Here is a 19,544-nt window from a genome sequence, read left to right on the forward strand (position 1 = left end):
AGGCGCCAATGAAGGTGCGGGTGCTGGGTTGTTCCGGCGCGATCGCGAAGGACTGCAGGACCACCTCCTTCCTGATCGACGGCGACGTCCTCGTCGACGCCGGCACGGGCGTGGGCGACCTGACCCTGGAGGAAATGCGCGGCATCCGCCACGTGCTCCTCACGCATTCCCATCTCGATCACGTGGCCGCCCTGCCGCTGATGGTGGACGCGGTCGCCTCGCACATCACCGAGCCCATCCGCGTGTCGGCGCTGCCCGGCACGATCGCCGCGCTCAAGACGCACATCTTCAACAACGTGATCTGGCCCGACTTCAGCCGCATCCCGTCGCCGCAGGCGCCCTTCGTCAGCTTCCACGAAATCCAGGTGGGGCAGACGCTGGAGCTCAATGGGAAGTCCATCGAGGTGCTCCCGGCCGTCCACACGGTGCCGGCCTGCGGCTATGCCGTGGCTTCCGGGCGGGGCTGCTGGGTCTTCACCGGCGACACCGAGCGCAACCCCGCGTTCTGGCGCCGCCTGAACCAGATGGACGTGGCGGCCCTCATCATCGAAACCGCCTTCAGCAATCGCGAGCAGGACCTCGCCAAGCGCAGCCTGCACCTGTCGCCGCTGGCCCTGGCCGAGGAGCTGGACTGCATCGACAAGAGCAAGCACTTCCCGATCTTCATCACGCACACCAAGCCGGCGGAGACCGAGCTGATCATGACGGAGATCCAGCGCTTCGACCAGACGCAGCCGTTCGGGCCCAACGTCGTGCATGACATCCGCTGGCTGCGAGCGGGCCAGGAGTTTGAGTTATGAGCGCAGTATTGAAGCCCGCGCGGGACAGCGAGCAGGAGTTCCTCAGCTCGCAGCAGCTGCCGCCCGAAAAGCGCGGCATCTCCTTCGAGGCGCTGTTCTTCCGCCAGCTGCAGGCGGTGACCACCCGCATCCACGCCACCGAGAACATCGACGAGATCATGCTCGAGGCGTCGCAGGACATCTGCAAGCTGTTCAACGCCGACCGCCTGACGCTGTACGCGGTCAACGAGGACCGCAGCGCGATCATCTCCAAGGTCAAGACCGGCCTGAACACCAGCCGCGACCTGAAATTGCCGATCAGCCCGCAGAGCATTGCGGGCTACGTCGCCATGGCGCGCGAACTGGTCAACATCGCCGACGTCTATGACGACGACGCGCTCAAGCGCATCCACACCAGCCTGACCTTCCTGAAGGAGGTCGACAAGCGCTCCGGCTACCGCACCAAGCAGATGCTGGTGGTGCCCATCCTCGATGGCGACGTGCTGCATGGCGTGCTGCAGGTCATCAACAACAAGAGCGACCAGCCGTTCGGCGAGCTCGAAATGGAAGGCGCGGGCCAGCTTTGCAAGACCCTGGCGCATGCCATCCGCCAGCGCATGCAGCGCGCCGAGGAGGGCGTGCGGCGCAAGGCCACCAAGTACGACGGCCTCATCGCCGACGGCGTGCTGACGCAGGAGGAGCTGCAGAAGGCCGTGCTCAAGGCGCGCGAGCGCGCCACGCCGGTCGAACAGGTCCTGATGGCCGACTTCTCGATCCGCCCGGCGCAGATCGGCCCCTCGCTGTCCAAGTTCTTCGGCGCTCCGTACGAGCCTTTCAACCCCGGCCGCATCCGCGTGGAAATGCTGCAGGGCGCGCTCAAGCGCGAGTTCGTCACCGAGCAGGGCTGGATCCCGCTGGAGGAGGGGCCGGAAGGCCTGGTCGTGATGTGCACGGACCCGGAGGCGGTGCGCAGCGCGCGCATGGTGCCGCAGATCTTCCCGCGCGCGAGCAAGTTCTCCTGGCGCGTCACGACGCAGACCGAGTTCGAGGAAACGGTGGCGCAGTTGTGGGGCGCGGACGCCGGTCACTCGGTCGAGGACATGCTGGCCGACCTGAGCGGCCCGATGGAGGACGACGGCAGCGACGACAACTCGCTCGAGTCCGCGGCCGCCGACAACGAGCTGGTGAAGTTCGTCAACAAGATCATCATCGACGCGTACAACCAGAAAGCGTCGGACATCCACATCGAGCCGATGCCCGGCAAGCTCAAGACCGGCATCCGCTTTCGCATCGACGGCACGCTCATCCCGTACGTGGAGGTGCCCGCGCATTTCCGCCAGGCGATGGTCACGCGGCTGAAGATCATGTGCGACCTGGACATCTCCGAGCGCCGCAAGCCGCAGGACGGCAAGATCAAGTTCAAGAAGTACGGGCCGCTCGACATCGAGCTGCGCGTGGCCACCATTCCGTCCGCGGGCGCGGTGGAAGACGTGGTGATGCGGATCCTGGCCGCCGGCGAGCCGATCCCGATGGAGAAGCTGGGCCTGACGAAACACAACCGCGCGAACCTCGAGAAGACGGTCAGCAAGCCGTACGGCCTGTTCTACGTCTGCGGCCCGACCGGCTCGGGCAAGACGACCACCCTGCACTCGATCCTGAAATTCCTGAACACGCCGGAGACCAAGATCTGGACGGCGGAGGACCCCGTCGAAATCACGCAGCGCGGGCTGCGCCAGGTCCAGGTGAACAAGAAGGCCGGCATCGACTTCGCGCTGGTGATGCGCGCCTTCCTGCGCGCCGACCCGGACATCATCATGGTGGGCGAGTCGCGCGACAAGGAAACGGTATCCATGGGCGTGGAAGCCTCGCTCACCGGCCACCTGGTGTTCTCCACGCTGCACACCAACTCCGCGCCCGAGTCCATCACCCGCCTGCTGGACATGGGCATGGACCCGTTCAACTTCGCTGACGCCCTGCTCGGCATCCTGGCGCAGCGCCTGGCCAAGCGCCTGTGCGGCTGCAAGGAGGCGTACACGCCCACGCACCAGGAACTGCGCTCGTTCATCGACGAATACGCGCTGGATCTCAAGCAGACCGAGGCCTGGGTGGCGGACCCCGGAGGGGAAGCACAGAAGCTGTACGAGAGCTGGGTCGAGGACTACGGAACGGACGGCCAGGTGAAGCTGTACCGCGCCGTCGGCTGCGACAAGTGCAACAAGACCGGCTACAAGGGCCGGGTCGGCCTGCACGAACTGCTGGTGGCCGACGACGAAATCAAGCGCCTGATCCAGGAGCGCGCCCGGGTCGCGACCCTGTTCGTGTCGGCGGTCGCCAGCGGCATGCGCACGCTGAAGATGGACGGCATGGAGAAGATCATGATGGGCCTGACCGACTTGAAGCAGGTTAGGTCGGTCTGTATCCGTTAGTGACACGATTCGTCAGCCGTGTCTGACGTTCCTGTCGGTGTTGAGCCAGGCAACGCCTCAAAAGCGTGATTTGCATCACGGAAACTCGCTGGCACAGCCCTTGCGCTAACTCCTCCGCTTCTCTCATCAACAACCGGAGGTTTTCATGAAGCGTCAACTGCAAAAGGGTTTCACCCTGATCGAACTGATGATCGTGGTCGCGATCATCGGTATCCTGGCTGCCGTGGCTCTGCCCGCGTACCAGGACTACACCAAGCGCGCCAAGATGTCCGAGGTGATCCTGGCTGCTTCCAGCTGCCGTACCTCGATCACGGAAGTGATCCAGTCGTCTTCGGGCACTGCCAACTCGGACCTGCCGGCTGCCGGCGCCTGGGGCTGTGAGCAGACCGCCGCTCTGGGTTCTTCCCAGTATGTGGCTCGCGTCGACACCATCGATACCCCGCACAAGGGTGTCATCCGCGTGACCAGCCAGAACATCCCCAACCTGGACAACGGCGGCACCGGCGGTATCGTGACGCTGATCCCGTGGGCTGAAGTCGCCGGTACGGGCGCCCCCACGCCTTCGTCCACCGTCAAGAAGTGGACCTGCGGCGGCACGGGCACGACCGTTGCCCTGAAGTTCCTGCCCGGCTCCTGCCGCGGCTAATCAGGCCGGCAAGCTTCCCGGGGCTCGCCCCGGGGGTTTGACGAGTCTGTGCAACGGGCGGCCTTCGGGCCGCTCGTTTTCTTTGCGTCCCCGGGACGCTTCTTGTACCTTGAGAGCCATGTTCGCTCCTGCCGCTGAAGTGTTTGCCGACGCCGCCGTCGAGCCGGTCCCCGCGATCGAGCTGACGGTGCTGATGCCCTGCCTGAACGAGGCACGGACGGTGGGCGCCTGCGTCGCCGCCGCGCGCCGCTTCCTGCGGGAAGCGGGCATGACCGGCGAAGTCCTGGTGGCGGACAACGGCTCCACCGATGGTTCGCAGGAGCTCGCCCGCCATGCCGGCGCCCGCGTGCTCCACGTTGCGCGCCGTGGCTACGGCGCGGCATTGCAGGCCGGCATTGCCGCCGCCCGCGGTCGCTACGTGATCATGGGCGACGCCGACGACAGCTACGATTTTTCCGCCCTGCACGCCTTCGTCGACAAGCTGCACGCTGGCGCCGACCTGGTCATGGGCAACCGCTTCGAAGGCGGCATCGCTCCCGGCGCCATGCCGCCGCTGCACCGCTACCTGGGCAACCCGGTGCTCAGTTTCGTCGGCCGCCTGTTCTTCCGCGCGCGCATCGGCGACTTCCATTGCGGCATGCGCGGCTTCTCCCGCGACGCCATGCAGGGCCTCGGCCTGATCTCGCCGGGCATGGAATTCGCCAGTGAAATGGTGGCCAAGGCGGCGCTCGCGGGATTGCGCATCGAGGAGGTGCCGACGGCGCTGCGCCTGGACGGCCGCGACCGGCCGCCGCACTTGCGCACCTGGCGCGACGGCTGGCGGCACCTGCGTTTCCTGCTGCTGTTCTGCCCGCGCTGGCTGTTCCTCTATCCGGGCCTTGCGCTGGTGGCGCTGGGGCTGGCGGGCTTCGCGGCCAGCGGGGCCGAGGCCGGCCGGATGCAACTGGGCATCCACTCGCTTCTCTACATGGCGGCAGCGACCGTGCTGGGCGCCCAGATGGTTCAACTGGCGTTGCTCACCAAGTGGGTGGGCATCGTCTCGGGGGTCGTGCCGCCGCAGCGCTGGCTGGACGGGTTGTCGCCCTACCTGAAGCTGGAAAACGGTTTGCTCGCCGGCATGCTGCTCGTGGGCGTGGGGCTGTCCTGGTCGGCCTGGCTGACGTGGGACTGGGGAAGCGCGGGCTTCGGGGCGCTCGATCCAACCCAGACGATGCGCATCGCCATTCCCGCGGTCACGCTGATGATCCTGGGCGCGCAGGTCGCGGCGGGTTCGCTGTTCGCCGGTGCCCTGAATTACAGCTGGGCGTCGTCCGAGCGGAAATCGCCGGCGTGAACGCGGCCGGACCGACGCCGCTGGAGCGAAGCCTCCCGGCAGCGCTGCTGCGGTGGGAAGGTGCGCTGGTGTGTGTCGTGGCCTGGGGGCTGCTGCTCCTGATCCCGCTGTCCAACGCAGCGCTGGGGCTCAGCTGGGACGCGCTCAATCACCACATCTACCTCGGATGGACGGCGCAGCAGCATCGCTTCGACCGGGACTTCCTCGGCGCCGGGTACCAGTCGTTCCAGGCCCCGTACGTCAACTGGCCGCTGTATCGCATGGCGCTCGATGGCTGGTCGGGCCGCGCGGCAGGCGTGATGCTCGCTTCGCTGCAAGCCACCGCGGTGTGGCCGGTCTGGATGCTGGCGCGCGCCTGTGTGCCCGGACCTTCGGTGTACGACTTCACGATGCGCGCGCTGGCGGTGATGCTCGCCTTCCTTTCCGGTCTCGTGCTGTCGGCTTTCGGCGCGAGCATCAACGACTTGCTGGCGGCCGTCCCCATGGTGTGGGCGTTGGCCTTGGCCATGGAGCCTATCGCGCGTGGCGCCACCCTGTCGCCGGTGAGCGCACGGCGCTACGTGCTGCTCTCGGGCGTGAGCGCCGGTCTGGCCGTGGCCCTCAAACTGAGCAACGGACCCTTCGCGATCCTTCTGCCCTTGCTCTGGCTTCAATGCGCGTCGCACTGGCGTGGCCGGATCCAGGGCGCGGCGCTCGGCGGCCTGGCTGCCATCGGGGCCTTCCTGCTGGCGTACGGGCACTGGGGATCGTTGCTCTGGCAGTACTACGGAAACCCGGTCTACCCGTTCGATCATCCCTGGTTCTCGCTGCTGCGCACCTGGGTGTGGTGGGCGCGCTGACATGCGATTCCAACCCGACACGTGGGCGGAGATGGTCTTGCGGCCGATCGCGATGGCGGCGGCGGACGCCAACGTCTACGTCGAAATCATGGCGCCGGACTTCCGCTTCGTGTTCGCGCTCGCGCTGTCGGTCGCAGTGCTGGCCATCCTGCTGTTGCGTCGCAAGCAGGGGGACGCCGCCGGTGGGCCGGCAAGCCCGCGTCCACGCGCGGTGCTGGTGCTGCTGGCGGCGCTGGCCCTGGCCTTCGTGCCCTGGCTCGCCACCACGGGCAATGGGCGCTACTTCCTGGTGGGACTGCTCATGGTGGGCCCCGTCTGCGTCGGGCTCGCCTGCCTGTTGCCGGTGACCAAGGCCATGCGCCTGGCGATCGTCGCCGGCATGGTGCTGCTGCAGGCATTCGCCGTGCAGCAAAGCGCACCGCTGCGCGCGTGGGAGCTTGCCGCCTGGGCCGAGCCGCCTTACGTCCACGTGGATCTCGGAACGGAGGTGAATGCGGCACCGGCAACCTACGTGACGCTGTCCGCCATCAGCTATTCCGCGATCGCCCCCAAGCTGCATCCGCAATCCCGGTGGATCAGCCTGCACAACGCACCGCCACCGGACAGCGGCGCGCACGATGCCAGCCGCACCGCGGCTTTCCTGGCCAGCGCGGAAAAAGGGCGCATCGTGCTGCTGGCGCCGGTGGTCGCGGGCTCGCTCACGGCGGATCGCCTGCCGAACGCCGACGTGGCCAAGGCGATGGAAGGCCAGCTGGCGCCGTACCGGCTGGCGTTTGCGCAGCCGCAGTCCTGTCGCTTCCTGGCCTCCCGCACCTTGGCCCAGATGGGACTGGGCGAGAAGACCGAGGAGCAGCGGGCCCGCTCCGGCTTCTGGTTGTGCGAGCTGGTTCGCGTGGCGCCCGGCGTGCCGGCCGAAGGATCCCGCGGCCGGCGTCACGACGACGTGTTCAAGGCGCTGGAGTTGCAGTGCCCCCGTTTCTTCCCGGCCGGCGGGGACGGCGCCAGCCTGGCGATCCGCTCGGGCGAGATGCGCAGCTACCACCGGGCCGAGATGAAGGCCTATGTGTATGACACCGGCGAGGTGTACTACAAGTACCACCGCGCGCTCAACGCCGAGCGCGTCGGCCTGGCGCCGGACGTGGTGGCGGGCCGCTCGCGCATCGATTGCGACAACATCCGGGGCCGTTCGGGGCTGCCGTGGAACCGTGGCTTCTAAAGCGCTTTCCCCCGACCCGTCCGGCGGTGCGCGTGCCTGGCTGCGCAAGGCCGCCCACGCCTGCTATGTCTTCACGCCGCTGCCGCTGCCCTGGAAAAACCGCATCGCGCACGGCCTGTACGGCGTCACCGGCTGGATCTTCCGGGGCGACCGCAGCTACGAACTGTGGAACCGGGCGAACACGGGCCGCCGCATCGCCGTCGTCGTGACGCCGGTGGAGGACCACGAGATTGGCGCCTTGCTGCAGGAGATCCGCTTTCCCGCCGTCGCCCAACCGGTGGTGTCGATCATCATTCCTGCGTACGGCAACATCCATCACACCCTGGCCTGCCTGCGCTCCATCCACCGCTGCATGCCGGCCGCGCCGATCGAGGTGATCGTCGCGGAGGACGCATCCGGGGACCCGCAGATCCTGCGCCTGCGCGAAATCAGTGGCCTGCGCCTGCTGGTGCATGACCGGAACCTGGGTTTCCTGCGCTCGTGCAACGCCGCCGCGCGGCAGGCGCGCGGCGAGTACCTGCACTTCCTAAACAACGACACCGAAGTCACGCCGGGCTGGCTCGACGCGATGCTGCGGCTGTTCGCCACCGAACCGGACTGCGGTATGGTGGGCTCCATGCTCGTCTTTCCCGATGGCCGCCTGCAGGAAGCGGGCGGCATCATCTGGCGCGATGGCGGCTCCGACAATTTCGGCCGGCTCGCGTCACCGCGCCGCAGCGCGTTCAACTACGTGCGGGAAGTCGATTACTGCTCCGGCGCGTCGCTCCTGATCGCAGCCGGCCTGTTCACCACCCTGCACGGCTTCGACGAGGCGTTTGCGCCGGCGTACTGGGAAGACACCGACCTGGCCTTCCGCGTGCGCGCCGCGGGCAAGCGCGTGCTGTACCAGCCGCTGTCGCTGGTGGTGCACCATGAAGGCATTTCCAATGGCAAGGAGGTGACCTCCGGCATCAAGGCCTACCACGTGAGCAACCGGGCGAAGTTCCACGAGCGCTGGCACCACTTGCTGGGCAGCCAGCAGCCGGAACCCTTCTGGGATCCCGAGCGTGCTTATGACCGTGGGGCCGGGCGGCGGATGGTCCTGGTGGTGGACCACCACATCCCGCAGCCGGACCAGGATGCCGGCTCGCGCTCCATGTGGTGCATCCTGCTGGCGTTGAAGTCGATGGGGCTGGTGGTGAAGTTCTGGCCCGAGGACCAGGCCCACGACCCCGTCTACACCGACTGGCTGCAGCAAGCCGGCATCGAGGTGCTGCTGGGCGAAGATGGCTGCAGGCGGGATTTCCCGCGCTGGCTCGCCGCCAATCGCGACCAGCTCGATCATGTGCTCCTGAGCCGGCCGGCGGTGGTGACCGCATTCCTGCCGGAACTGCGCCGCGCCAGCGACGCGCGGGTGCTGTTCTACGGCCACGACCTGCACTCCGCGCGCCTGGCCACGGAGCACGCGCTCACCGGCTCGCTCACGGCGCGGCGCGAGGCGGAATCGATGAAGAAGCTGGAGCGGTCGATCTGGCGCGAGGTGGACGCGGTGTATTACCCGTCGTCGGTCGAAACGGACTTCGTGCGCGCGCAGGTCCCCGGCGTGCCTGCCTTCACCCTGCCGCTGTACTACTTCGACACGCCGGCGCCGCCGCCACAGCCGGCCGGCCGGGACGGCATCCTGTTCGTCGCGGGCTTCGACCGGGCCCCCAACGTGGATGCGGCGAAGTGGCTGGTGCACGCGATCATGCCGCTGGTGCGCGCCGCATCCGGGGCGCCCACGCGGCTTTGGCTGGTCGGGTCGAATCCCTCCGAGGAGGTGCTGCGGCTGGCCGGTCCGGACGTGGAGGTCACCGGTTTCGTGACGGACGCGCAGCTGCTGGCGTGCTATCGCCAGGCACGTGTGGCGATCGTTCCGCTGCGCATGGGCGCCGGCATGAAGGGAAAGGTCATCGAAGCGCTGCATCACGGGCTGCCGCTGGTGACCACGCCGGTCGGCGCGCAAGGGCTGGAAGGCCTGGATGCGATCGCCTGCGTGTCGGCCGAGGATGCCGTGCTGGCGAATGCGCTGATCGAACTGCTGCGCGACGACGGCGCCTGGCAGCGCGCAGCCCGCGCGCAGCAGGCGTACATGCAAGGGCGCTTCTCGCTGGCTGCCATGCAACAGGCGCTGCGGCTCGGCATGGGCGTCGAGCATCGCGCCGAGCCCCAGCCTGCGGCGGCGCTGCCATGAAGGTGGTCCTGGTCTCCAGCTTTCCGGCATTCCCGACCAGCGCGGGCAACCGCAGCCGCATCCGGCAGCTGGCAGCGGCCGTCCGCGAGCTGGGGCACGAACTCACCTTCGTCTACCTGGAGTCGCCCTGGGAGGCCTGCGACGATGCCGCGCACGAAGCCGCGTTCGACGCGTTCGTGCGGATTCCCAGGAAGCACTGGCGCGCCAAGTGGGCGCGCGACGTCCTCGTCGGGGGCGTCAAGTGGGCGCTGCGGCTGCTCGGGGTGGATGCGGCCCACTACTCGCGGCTGGACCGCTTTCGCGACCGCGGCTTCCTCGCCGCGCTGCGCGCGCTGCAGCTGCGCCCCGATGCGGTGGTCGTGGAATATGTGCTGGACTCGTGGGCGTTCGATGCCTTTCCGGCGACGGCGCGCCGCGTGCTCGACACCCACGACGCCTTCGCCGACCGCCACAGGTCGTACGTGGCGCGTGGCATCCGCGATTACTGGGTGTCGCTGCGTCCGCAGGACGAAAACACCGGCTTTCGCCGCGCCCACGTGGTGCTCGCGATCCAGCAGGAGGAGGCCGACCGCTTTCGCGCGCAGCTGGCGGGCGACCGTCGCGGCAAGGACCCGGAAGTGGCGGTCGTCGGCCATCTCCTTGCCGGCGGCGAGGCGCAAGTGGACTACGCAGTCGACAATACGGCTGTGTTCCTTGCCTCCGACAATCCCGCCAATCGCGATGCGCTGCAGGCCCTGGCCTCGCACATCCTGCCGCGCATCGTGCGCGACATCCCGCGTTTCGACCTCAAGCTCGCCGGCTCCATCTGTGCAGCGGCCGGCGACCTGCCCAATGTGACCCGGCTGGGCTGGGTCGACGACGCGCGGGCAGTGTATGCACGCGTGCCGCTTTCCATCAATCCGATGCGTGCCGGCACGGGGATCAACATCAAGCTCCTGGACGCCATGGGGGCCGGAGTCCCCAGCGTCACGACGACCACCGGCGCGCGCGGGCTGCCTGCGACGCTGCGCGCCGGGGTGTGTGTCGTGGACGACGATGCCGCCGAAGAATTCGCGGCGGCGGTCGTGCGCCTTGCGACCGACCCCATCCTGCGCCGCACCCTTGGCCTGGCGGCGCGCGAAGACGCGAAGCGCTGGCACGGCAGCCATGTCACGGCGCTGAGTCGCTGCCTCGGAGCGTCCGCACCATGATCAGGAAGTATCTGCAACTCTGGTCGTACCTCGCCCCGCTGCACCGCGCGGGGGCGGTGGCGCTCACCCTCGGGAACCTGGCCGCGTCCGTGCTGGAAGTGGTGGGCCTGGCCCTGTTCGGTGCCGTGCTGCTGCGGCTGACGCAGGGCGACCTCGCGGTGACCTGGCTGGCCCTGGGCGGAATTCATTCCTGGCTGGGCAGCGCCGACCTGCGCAGCGTCACGGTGGCCTGCGGCATCGTCTACGTCGGCAAGAACGCGCTCATGTGGTTGCTCGCATGGCTGGAGGCCCGCCTCGCCTTCGGCGTGCAGGTGCACCTGAGCACGAAGACGCTCGAGTCCATGCTGGGCCAGGACTACGAGGAGGCGAGCCGGGGCGAGGGCAGCGAGAAGATCAACCTGCTCACGGGCGGCATGTACCACTTCGCCTTCAACGTGCTGGTGCCGGCGCTGACGCTGCTGGCCGAGGCCACGCTGATGACGGCGCTGGTGATTTTCCTGGTGACGACCCAGCCGCTGTTCGTCAGCGGGATGCTGGCGACGCTGTGCGCTGTGGCCAGCCTGCTGGTCGTCATCAGCCGGCGGCTGGTGCTGCGCCTCGGCGCGGACCGCCATCGCTCGGAGAACGACAAGCTGCAGTTCCTGTCGGGCATCTTCTCCCACCTGCGCGAGATGTACGTGTATTCCGCCGGCCCTCGCGCAGTGGTGCACCTGCATGGCGTGCTCACGCGCCTGGCCGCCACCTACCGAGGCTTCCAGATGCTGCAGGCCTCGCCGCGGTTCGTGCTGGAGGTGACGCTGGTCGGCGTGCTGCTGCTGGTGGTGTACTGGCAGGCGGGAGACCGCAGGGACCCGACCCTGATCGTCAGCATCGGCGTGTTCGCGGTCGCGGGCTTCCGGCTGCTCCTGGGCATCAACCGCGTGGTGGCCTGCGTGCAAGCCATGCGCTTTGCCGGGCCCACGGTGGAGCGCATCGTGCGCGTGCTGGCGCGCCCGGCGGCGCCCGCCGCGGGAACTGGCGTCGCGGTCGCTACCGATCGCCACGCGGGGGCGGCGCAGGTCCTGAAGCTGGTGGGAATTTCCTACGCTTACGACGCGACCAAGACGGTGCTGGCCGGCCTGGACCTGGAGTTGCGGCGAGGCTCGCTCGTCGCCATCAAGGGCAGCTCCGGAGCGGGCAAGAGCACCCTGCTGGAAATCGTCGCCGGGCTTCGCACGCCCGCGCAAGGGTGGATCACCCTCGACGGCGAACGGATCCCGCACAAGCAGGCGCTGGTGGGCCGCGTGGCCTACGCCGGCCAGCAGCCCGCCGTCTTCCCCGACACCGTGCGCGCCAACATCGCTTTCGGGCGGCCGTCCGAACACATCGACGATGCCGCGGTCTGGCGGGCGCTCGCGCGCGCCCACCTGGACGAGGTGATCCGCGCACTGCCCGGCCAGCTGGATCACAAGCTCGGGTTCGTCCAGACGCTTTCCGGTGGCCAGATCCAGCGCCTGGCACTGGCACGCGCCCTGTACATGGAGTGCGACTACCTCCTGCTGGACGAACCCACCGCGGCGCTCGATGCGGAGACGGAACTGCAGTTGCTCGCCACCCTGAAGGAGCTGGCGGCCACGACCGGGATCGTGATCGTCTCGCACCGGCCGGCGCCGATCCACGCGGCCGACGCGGTGTTCGAACTCGTTGGCGGCCGCCTCGTCGCGGACGGCAATTCCGAACGCATCGTCCAGCCGGCCTGACATGAAGCGAGTCGCCATCTTCCGCGCCAGCCTGCTGCCGATTTCGGAGACCTTCATTCGCGACCAGGCCGCGGCGCTGGGCACCTGGGAGCCCGTGCTGGTGGGCCTCTGGGAGGTCCCGGACGGGCTCGAGACGCCGAAGGTGCCGCGCGAAATCGTCGCGACGCGCCAGCGTTCCACCGAGTGGCGATTCCTGCTCGCGCTTCCCATCCCGGCCCTGGTCGACACGTTCCGGCGGCTGGGTGTCCGGCTGGTCCACGCGCACTTCGGCACCGACGCACTGCGGGCCTGGCCCAGCGTGCGGGCCGCAGGTGTGCCGATGGTGGTCACGTTGCACGGCTATGACATCAACATCCGGCGGGAGTGGTGGGAGAGGGGACACGCGGGATGGGCCATGCGCCTCTACCCGCGCCGGCTGCGACGCATGGCACGGCATCCGCAGGTCCGGTTCATCGCCGTGTCCGAGGCCATGCGGCAGCGCGCCATCGCCTATGGCATCCCGGCGCAAAAGATCTGCGTCTCCTATATCGGCGTGGACACGCAGCGGTTCCAGCCAGCCGGCGTGCCGCCGGGAGAGCGGCGCAGGCGGATCCTGTTCGTCGGCCGGATGCTGGAGAAGAAGGGCCCGCTGCTGATGGTCCGCGCGTTCGAGAAGGTGCGCGAGCGGCTGCCCGACGCGGAGCTCGCCATGGTCGGCGTGGGGCCGCTGTTGGAAGATGCGCGTGCCCTCGCGCGGGACCTCGCGGTACCGGTGGAATGGCTTGGCGCTCGCAGCTCGGTGGAGGTGCGGGACCAGATCCATCGCGCCAGGGTCTTCTGTCTGCCGAGCGTGACGGCCAGCAATGGTGACGCCGAAGGATTCGGCCTGGTGCTGCTGGAAGCGCAGGCTTGCGGCGTCCCCGTCGTCACCTCCGCCCTGGGCGGCGCCACGGAGGGCTTGCTCGAGGGTCGCACCGGATACGGTGTCCCGGAAGGAGATGTCGATGCCCTCGCGGCGAAACTGCTGCGGTTTCTCGAGGACGATGCATTCGCCAACTCCGCGTCGGCTGCCGCGGCACGGTTCGTCGCCGAATCGTTCGACCTCCAGGCTGGCGCCCGGCGGCTGGAGCAGATCTATGAATCGCACTGCGCTCACGCGCATTCCCCATGAAGACCTGGATCGCAGACCTTGGCCGCAAGTGGTTCGCGCGCAGCAATTTCTCGTCGGCTTCCTACTGGAAGGACCGGTATTCGGCGGGCGGCAATTCGGGCCCCGGCTCCTACGGAGAACTGGCGAAGTTCAAGGCCGACGTCCTGAACCGCTTCGTCCGGGAGCATGCAGTCGGCTCCGTCATCGAGTTCGGCTGCGGGGACGGCAACCAGCTGGGCCTCGCACACTATCCCGCGTACACCGGCATCGACGTGAGTCCGCTGGCCGTCGAGAGCTGCCGTGAACGGTTCAAGGCAGATGCGTCGAAGGAATTTCTGCTGGCGCCAGACGATGACGGCCGACAGGCCGACCTCGCCTTGTCGCTGGACGTGGTGTTCCATCTGACCGAGGACCGGGTCTTCGATGCCTACATGCGCAGGCTGTTCGAGGCGGGACGCAGGTACGTCATCGTCTATTCGTCCGACCGGGACGAGCCCGTCCAGCCGGCGGCGCCGCATGTGCGCCACCGTCACTTTTCGCAATGGGTGGAGCGCGAGATGGGTGCGCGGTGGACGTTGGTGGAACGGATCCCCAACGCCTTTCCCTACAACGGCGACTACAGGACGACATCGTTCTGCGACTTCTTCATCTACCGCCGGAGCGGCCAGGCCTGAGCGATCCCCATGCCAGAAACCCCCGTGCCCCGCGTCGCCGTCCTGGTCGCCGTCTACAACGGATTGCCCTATGTCCAGGAGGCGATCCAGTCCATCCTGGACCAGACCTTCCGGGATTTCGAGCTGATCGTGGTGGATGACGCATCCACCGACGAGACGCCCTCTGCGCTCGAGCGTTTTCGCCGGCTGGACCCGCGCGTGCGCGTGCTGCGCATGGCCGCCAACGGTGGCCCCGTCCTGGCCGCGAACCATGGCCTGGCCGAGGTCCGCGCGCCCCTGGTGGCCCGCCTCGATGCGGACGATGTCTGCCGCCCCGACCGGCTCGCGTTGCAGGTGGCGGCGTTCGACCGGCAACCGGAGCTGGTGCTGCTTGGCAGCGCCTTCGACTACATCGACGCCACCGGTCGCGTGGTGGGCGAGGGCCATCCGCCGCTGGAGGATGCCGCGCTGCAGGCGACGCTCATGGACTCCGGCAACCCGTTCTGCCACCCGTCCGTGCTGATGCGCACCGAGGCATTGCGCTCGCTCGGTGGGTACCGCCAGGTCTTGAATCCGTACGGGCTGGACTACGACCTGTGCCTGCGGATGGCCGAACTGGGGAAGGTCGGCAACCTGCCGCAGCGGCTGATCGGCTACCGCATCCATCCCGGCCAGATCACGGTGACGAAGATGCAGCCCCAGCTGCGGTCGGCGCAGCTGTACCGGGCGCTGGCCCGGCAGCGGCGCAGCGGACGGCCCGAAGACCTGCCACTGGCGCACGCCGATCCCGCCGAATCCCCGGCCCGCCTGCGCGCCGCGCTGGCGGCCGGCAGCGTGTTCTGGGCCGACATGCTGGAGCGGGTCGGCGCGCCGGACCGCGCGCGCCAGCTGCGCTGGGAGGCCGTGCGCGCCTCGCCCTGGCATCCGCAGGTGCGGGCCATGGCCTGGGTCGGGTTCAAGCGCACCCTCGGGTGGGGCAGGACCGCGTGAGCCGTCCGTTGCGCGTGCTGTTCGTCGCCCACGATGCCTACCGGGCGGGCGGAACGCTGTTCCTGCTGAACATGCTGCGCTGGCTGCGCGCGCACACCGAGCTGCAGTTCGACGTGGCGTTGCCTTGCGAGGGCGAGATGGTGGCGGAGTTCGAGCCGGTCTGTCGCGCCTTCGTGCTGCAGCCGCTGCCCGCCGCCGATGGCGGCGCCTGCGACAGGCTGCAGGCCTGGCTCAAGCGCGCACGCAGCTTGGGGCGATACCGCAGCCTGCAGTCCCTCCTCGATGGCGGCGGCTACGACCTGCTGTACCTGAACACGATCACGCTCGGGAAACAGCTCGCGCGGCTGCAGCGGCTGGCGCTGCCGGTCGTGACCCATGTGCACGAGCTGGAATGGGCCATCCGGCGTTACGCGCACGGGCACGAACAGCGCGTACTGGAGTGCTCGGACCGGGTCATCTGCGTGTCGGATGCCGTGCTGGACAACCTGGTGAGGTCCCACGGCTGCCCGCCGCACAAGGCACGGCGCGTCCACGGTTTCGTCCCGGTGGACGTCACCCCGGCGGGCACGCCGCTGGAGCGCCGGCGCCGCCTGCTGGAACCCCTGGGGATCCCGCTGGATGCGCACGTGGTCGGGATGTGCGGCCATGGCGACCTGCGCAAAGGCGTCGACCTGGCGGTGCCCGTGGCGCGGTTGCTGCCAACGCATGTCGGCGGGCGTGAAGTGCACATGGTGTGGGTCGGCGCCGAGGCGCCCGAGTATCCGCACGCGTTGGCGCTGCAGGACGCACTCGCGGCCGGGGTGAAGTCACGCATCCATTTCGTCGGGGTGACCCGCGCGCCGGCGGACTGGCTGTCGATCTTCGACCTCCACCTGCTGCTCTCGCGCGAGGATCCCTTTCCCCTGGTGGTGATGGAAGCCGCAGTCCACGGCGTCCCCACCCTGGCATTCCGCGACGCGGGAGGCGCCGCGGAATTCATCGGCGCCGACGCCGGCGCCTGCACGGCGTATCTCGACTTGCCGGCGCTCGCCGCCATGGCGCAGGAACTGCTGGCCGACAGCGAACGGCGGGGCGCCCTGGGCGCCGTGGCGCAAGCCCGCGTGCGGCAACTCCACGCGCCCGCGGTGATCCTGCCGCAGATCGTCCGGATCATCGAGGAAGCCTGTGCGGCCCGGTCTCCGCTTTCGCAACGGCCACGGGTCGCATGAGAAGCATTGCCATCCACCTTCCCCAGTTCCACCCGATTCCCGAGAACGATGCGTGGTGGGGCAAGGGGTTCACCGAGTGGACCAACGTGGCGAAGGCGCGGCCGCTGTTCAGGGGACACCGGCAGCCGCGCGTGCCCGCGGACCTGGGTTACGTCGACTTGCGCCTGCCCGAGGCGCGCGAAGCGCAGGCCAGCCTGGCACGCAGCCACGGGATCGACGGCTTTTGCTACTACCACTACTGGTTCGAGGGGCAGCGCCTGATCGAACGTCCGGTCGACGAGATGCTGGCGAGCGGACGTCCCGACTTTCCCTTCATGCTCTGCTGGGCCAACGAAACGTGGTCGCGCCGCTGGCTCGGCGAGGATCGCGAGGTGCTGCTGCGCCAGACCTATTCGATGGCCGACCACGAACGCCATGCGCGCTGGCTCGCGGGTGCATTCGTGGATCCCCGCTACATCCGCGTGCATGGCCGGCCGGTGTTCCTGGTCTATCGACCGCTGGACATTCCCGACCTGCCGGATGCGCTGGGCGTCTACCGCCGGGTCGTGCAGCAGGAAGCCGGGTGCGACCCCTTCCTGGTCGCGGTCGACAGCCGCGAGTCCGGCCGCGACTTCCGCGCCGACGGCTTCGACTACACGATGAACTTCCGCCCGCAGCTCGGACTGGTGCCCGGTGTCACCGATGACGGTTTCCAGTGGCGCCGCTGGTGGCGCAACCGGCGCCTGGGGATCGGCAGCGGCCGGCTGAAAGCCATCGACTACGCCGAGTTCCTGCGCCGCATGGAAGGGATCGCGCCAGGGCATGCGCACTACTTCCCCTCGGTCTTCGTCGGCTGGGACAACACGCCGCGGCGCGGCGAGCGGGGCGTGGTGGTGGTTGGCGAATCGCCGGCGCGCTTTCATGCGCAGGTGGTGCGCGCCCTGGAGATCGCCCGCAGCCGGCCGGCCGAGGAGCAACTGCTGTTCGTCAATGCCTGGAACGAGTGGGCCGAAGGCAACCACCTCGAACCGGACACGGGGCAGGGCCGCGCCTACCTCGAGGCCCTGCATGCCGCGCTTCAGGGGCGCCCCGCGCCTGGCCCCGCGCCCGCCTGACATGACCGCCGCCGAAAGCTCCGCCTTGCGTTGCATCGCCTTCCACCTGCCGCAATACCACCCCATTCCCGAGAACGACGCATGGTGGGGAAAAGGCTTCACGGAGTGGACCAACGTGGCGTCGGCACGACCGGTCGTTCCCGGTCATCAGCAACCCCACTTGCCGGCTGACCTGGGGTTTTATGACCTGCGCTTGCCGGAGGTGCGCGAGGCGCAGGCGGAACTGGCTCGCGCCTACGGCATCGATGGCTTTTGCTACTACCACTACTGGTTCACGGGCCGGCAGGTGCTGCAGCGGCCGGTGGACGAGATCGTCGCCAGCGGCCGACCGGATTTCCCGTTCTGCCTGTGCTGGGCCAACGAGGACTGGACGCGCTCCTGGGACGGCCGCTCCGGTGACGTCCTGTTACAGCAGCACTATTCCGATGCGGACGACATCGCGCACATTCGCCACCTGCTGCCGGTGCTGGCGGATCGCCGCTACCTGCGCGTGGGCGGCCGGCCGGTGCTGGCGGTGTATCGGACGGAACTGATGCCGCAGCCGCGGCGCACCGCGGAGCTGTGGCGCAACGAAGCCGTCCGCGCCGGCGTCGGCGACCTGTACCTGGTGCGCGTGGAATCCTTCGTGCCGGACGTCGACCCGGCAAGAATCGGCTTCGATGCGGCGCTGGAGTTCGCTCCGGACTGGCGCCGCGTCCGCGTTGGTGCGGGAGCGCGGCTGCGCCGCATGGCGGCCTGGGCCGGCCTGCAGCCGGCGGGTTACCGGCACCACCGTTTCGCCGACTACGAGGCGCTCGCCGCGCGCATGCTGGCCAAGCCCGAGCCCGGGTACCGTCGCATCCGCTGCGCCACGCCCGGCTTCGACAACTCGCCGCGACGCCGCAAGGATGCGTTGATCCTCACGGGCAGCACGCCCGCAGCCTACGGCGACTGGCTGCGGCAGTTGCTGCAGCAGGAGGCGTCTCGGCCGGTGCTGGACGACGAGAAGCTGGTGTTCGTCAACGCATGGAACGAATGGGCCGAGGGCAACCATCTCGAGCCCTGCCAGCGCTGGGGCCGCGGCTTCCTGGAGGCCCACGCGCAAGCGCGCGGCCTGCGCCGTGGCTGAAGTCCAGGACCCCGGCGCGTCGGCCGTCTGCGCCGTGGTCGTCAATTGGAACGGCTGGCGCGACACCGTCACCTGCCTGGACAGCCTGCTGGCCCTGCGGGATGCGCCGTTGCGGGTGGTGGTGTGCGACAACGGATCGGACGACGGCTCGCGCGACGAACTGGCCCGGCACCTCCAGGCGCGTTGCCGCGGCTGGGCCGATGCGCCCGGCGAGCCCGGATTCGCGGCGACGGATGCCGCTGCGCACGACGCTGTCATCGCCGTGCACCTGCTGCGCCTGCCGCGCAACCTGGGTTATGCGGGCGGCGCCAATGCCGGCATCGACTGGGCGCGCCAGCGGTGGTCCCCGCGGGGCTTCTGGATCCTGAACAACGACGTCGAGGCGCAACCCGGTGCGCTGCGCGCCCTGCTCGCGGCGCATGCGGGCGCGGCGCGCGCCGGCATCTGCGGCTCGGTGCTGCTGGACTGGGACGCCCCGCAGCGTGTGCAAGCGGTGGCCGGCGTGTATCGGCGGTGGCTGGGTGTGGGTTGGCACCAGACGCGGCTGCCCGAGGAGGGCAGCGGCCCGAGCGTGGAGGTCGACTACCCGGTCGGCGCCTCGATGTATGTGGCCGCCGGCTACCTGGACGAAGTCGGCCCGATGGACCCCGGCTACTTCCTGTACTGCGAGGAAATGGACTGGGCCGAGCGCGGCCGGCGATTCGGCTACCGCGCCATCGTGGCGCTCGCCAGCCGCCTGCGCCACAAGGAGGGAGCGAGCACCGATTCACGCGGAGGCGTGCGCGGCAAGTCGCTGCTGTCCGAGCGGTACGGCGTCATCAGCCGCCTGCGCATCACCCGCAAGTTCTGGCCGCACTACCTGCCGGTGGTGTGGTCCAGCCTGTTCATCGTCATCCTCGACCGTCTCCTGCACGGCGAAGCTGCCCGCGCTGCGCTGGTGCTGCGGCTGATGTTCAAGCCCTCTCTCTGGCTACGTACCTGA

Annotated in this window: 15 protein-coding genes and 1 pseudogene; all 16 read left to right on the plus strand. The window is 68.9% G+C overall.

Annotated elements, in window-relative coordinates; all coding sequences use genetic code 11:
* Window positions 1-8 precede the first annotated feature (8 nt).
* The 16 genes and pseudogenes from WG902_RS05660 to WG902_RS05735 all read left to right on the plus strand — a co-directional run bounded on the left by WG902_RS05660 (window position 9) and on the right by WG902_RS05735 (window position 19,544).
* The gene (locus tag WG902_RS05660) at window positions 9-800 is read left to right on the plus strand and encodes a 3',5'-cyclic-nucleotide phosphodiesterase (protein WP_340058978.1); all 792 of its coding nucleotides are present in this window, start codon (window positions 9-11) and stop codon (window positions 798-800) included.
* Complete coding sequence (locus tag WG902_RS05665; protein WP_340058979.1) at window positions 797-3,205, plus strand: GspE/PulE family protein; 2,409 nt, start codon at window positions 797-799, stop codon at window positions 3,203-3,205. Before WG902_RS05660 ends, WG902_RS05665 begins: the two co-directional genes overlap by 4 nt.
* Before the next feature lie 145 nt (window positions 3,206-3,350).
* The gene (locus tag WG902_RS05670) at window positions 3,351-3,851 is read left to right on the plus strand and encodes a pilin (protein WP_340058980.1); all 501 of its coding nucleotides are present in this window, start codon (window positions 3,351-3,353) and stop codon (window positions 3,849-3,851) included.
* A 118-nt stretch (window positions 3,852-3,969) separates the two neighbouring features.
* Entirely contained in the window at window positions 3,970-5,184 is a 1,215-nt protein-coding gene (locus tag WG902_RS05675; RefSeq protein WP_340058981.1) for a glycosyltransferase family 2 protein, read from the plus strand.
* Entirely contained in the window at window positions 5,181-6,023 is an 843-nt protein-coding gene (locus WG902_RS05680) for a hypothetical protein (protein WP_340058982.1), read from the plus strand. Before WG902_RS05675 ends, WG902_RS05680 begins: the two co-directional genes overlap by 4 nt.
* A 1-nt stretch (window position 6,024) precedes the next feature.
* Window positions 6,025-7,239, plus strand: coding sequence for a hypothetical protein (locus WG902_RS05685; RefSeq protein WP_340058983.1), 1,215 nt, complete (start codon window positions 6,025-6,027; stop codon window positions 7,237-7,239).
* Entirely contained in the window at window positions 7,229-9,451 is a 2,223-nt protein-coding gene (locus WG902_RS05690; protein ID WP_340058984.1) for a glycosyltransferase, read from the plus strand. Before WG902_RS05685 ends, WG902_RS05690 begins: the two co-directional genes overlap by 11 nt.
* Window positions 9,448-10,641: a glycosyltransferase gene (locus tag WG902_RS05695; RefSeq protein WP_340058985.1), complete on the plus strand. Its 1,194-nt coding sequence runs from the start codon at window positions 9,448-9,450 to the stop codon at window positions 10,639-10,641. Before WG902_RS05690 ends, WG902_RS05695 begins: the two co-directional genes overlap by 4 nt.
* Window positions 10,642-11,582: 941 nt before the next feature.
* Window positions 11,583-12,206: pseudogene (locus WG902_RS22500) on the plus strand (ATP-binding cassette domain-containing protein); the annotation flags it as partial.
* Between the two features lie 175 nt (window positions 12,207-12,381).
* Window positions 12,382-13,530, plus strand: a complete 1,149-nt coding sequence (locus tag WG902_RS05705) for a glycosyltransferase (protein WP_340058987.1) — start codon at window positions 12,382-12,384, stop codon at window positions 13,528-13,530.
* Complete coding sequence (locus tag WG902_RS05710; protein ID WP_340058988.1) at window positions 13,527-14,183, plus strand: class I SAM-dependent methyltransferase; 657 nt, start codon at window positions 13,527-13,529, stop codon at window positions 14,181-14,183. The genes WG902_RS05705 and WG902_RS05710 overlap by 4 nt, the downstream gene beginning before the upstream one ends.
* A gap of 9 nt (window positions 14,184-14,192) precedes the next feature.
* Window positions 14,193-15,152, plus strand: coding sequence for a glycosyltransferase family 2 protein (locus tag WG902_RS05715; protein WP_340058989.1), 960 nt, complete (start codon window positions 14,193-14,195; stop codon window positions 15,150-15,152).
* Window positions 15,149-16,360: a glycosyltransferase family 4 protein gene (locus tag WG902_RS05720; protein ID WP_340058990.1), complete on the plus strand. Its 1,212-nt coding sequence runs from the start codon at window positions 15,149-15,151 to the stop codon at window positions 16,358-16,360. Before WG902_RS05715 ends, WG902_RS05720 begins: the two co-directional genes overlap by 4 nt.
* The gene (locus WG902_RS05725) at window positions 16,357-17,454 is read left to right on the plus strand and encodes a glycosyltransferase WbsX family protein (protein ID WP_340058991.1); all 1,098 of its coding nucleotides are present in this window, start codon (window positions 16,357-16,359) and stop codon (window positions 17,452-17,454) included. The genes WG902_RS05720 and WG902_RS05725 overlap by 4 nt, the downstream gene beginning before the upstream one ends.
* 1 nt (window position 17,455) lies before the next feature.
* Window positions 17,456-18,562: a glycoside hydrolase family 99-like domain-containing protein gene (locus WG902_RS05730; RefSeq protein ID WP_340058992.1), complete on the plus strand. Its 1,107-nt coding sequence runs from the start codon at window positions 17,456-17,458 to the stop codon at window positions 18,560-18,562.
* A complete protein-coding gene (locus WG902_RS05735) occupies window positions 18,555-19,544 on the plus strand; it encodes a glycosyltransferase (RefSeq protein ID WP_340058993.1) in 990 nt (329 codons plus the stop codon). Before WG902_RS05730 ends, WG902_RS05735 begins: the two co-directional genes overlap by 8 nt.

The organism is Ramlibacter sp. PS3R-8 (genome assembly GCF_037572435.1).
Taxonomy (GTDB): domain Bacteria; phylum Pseudomonadota; class Gammaproteobacteria; order Burkholderiales; family Burkholderiaceae_C; genus Ramlibacter.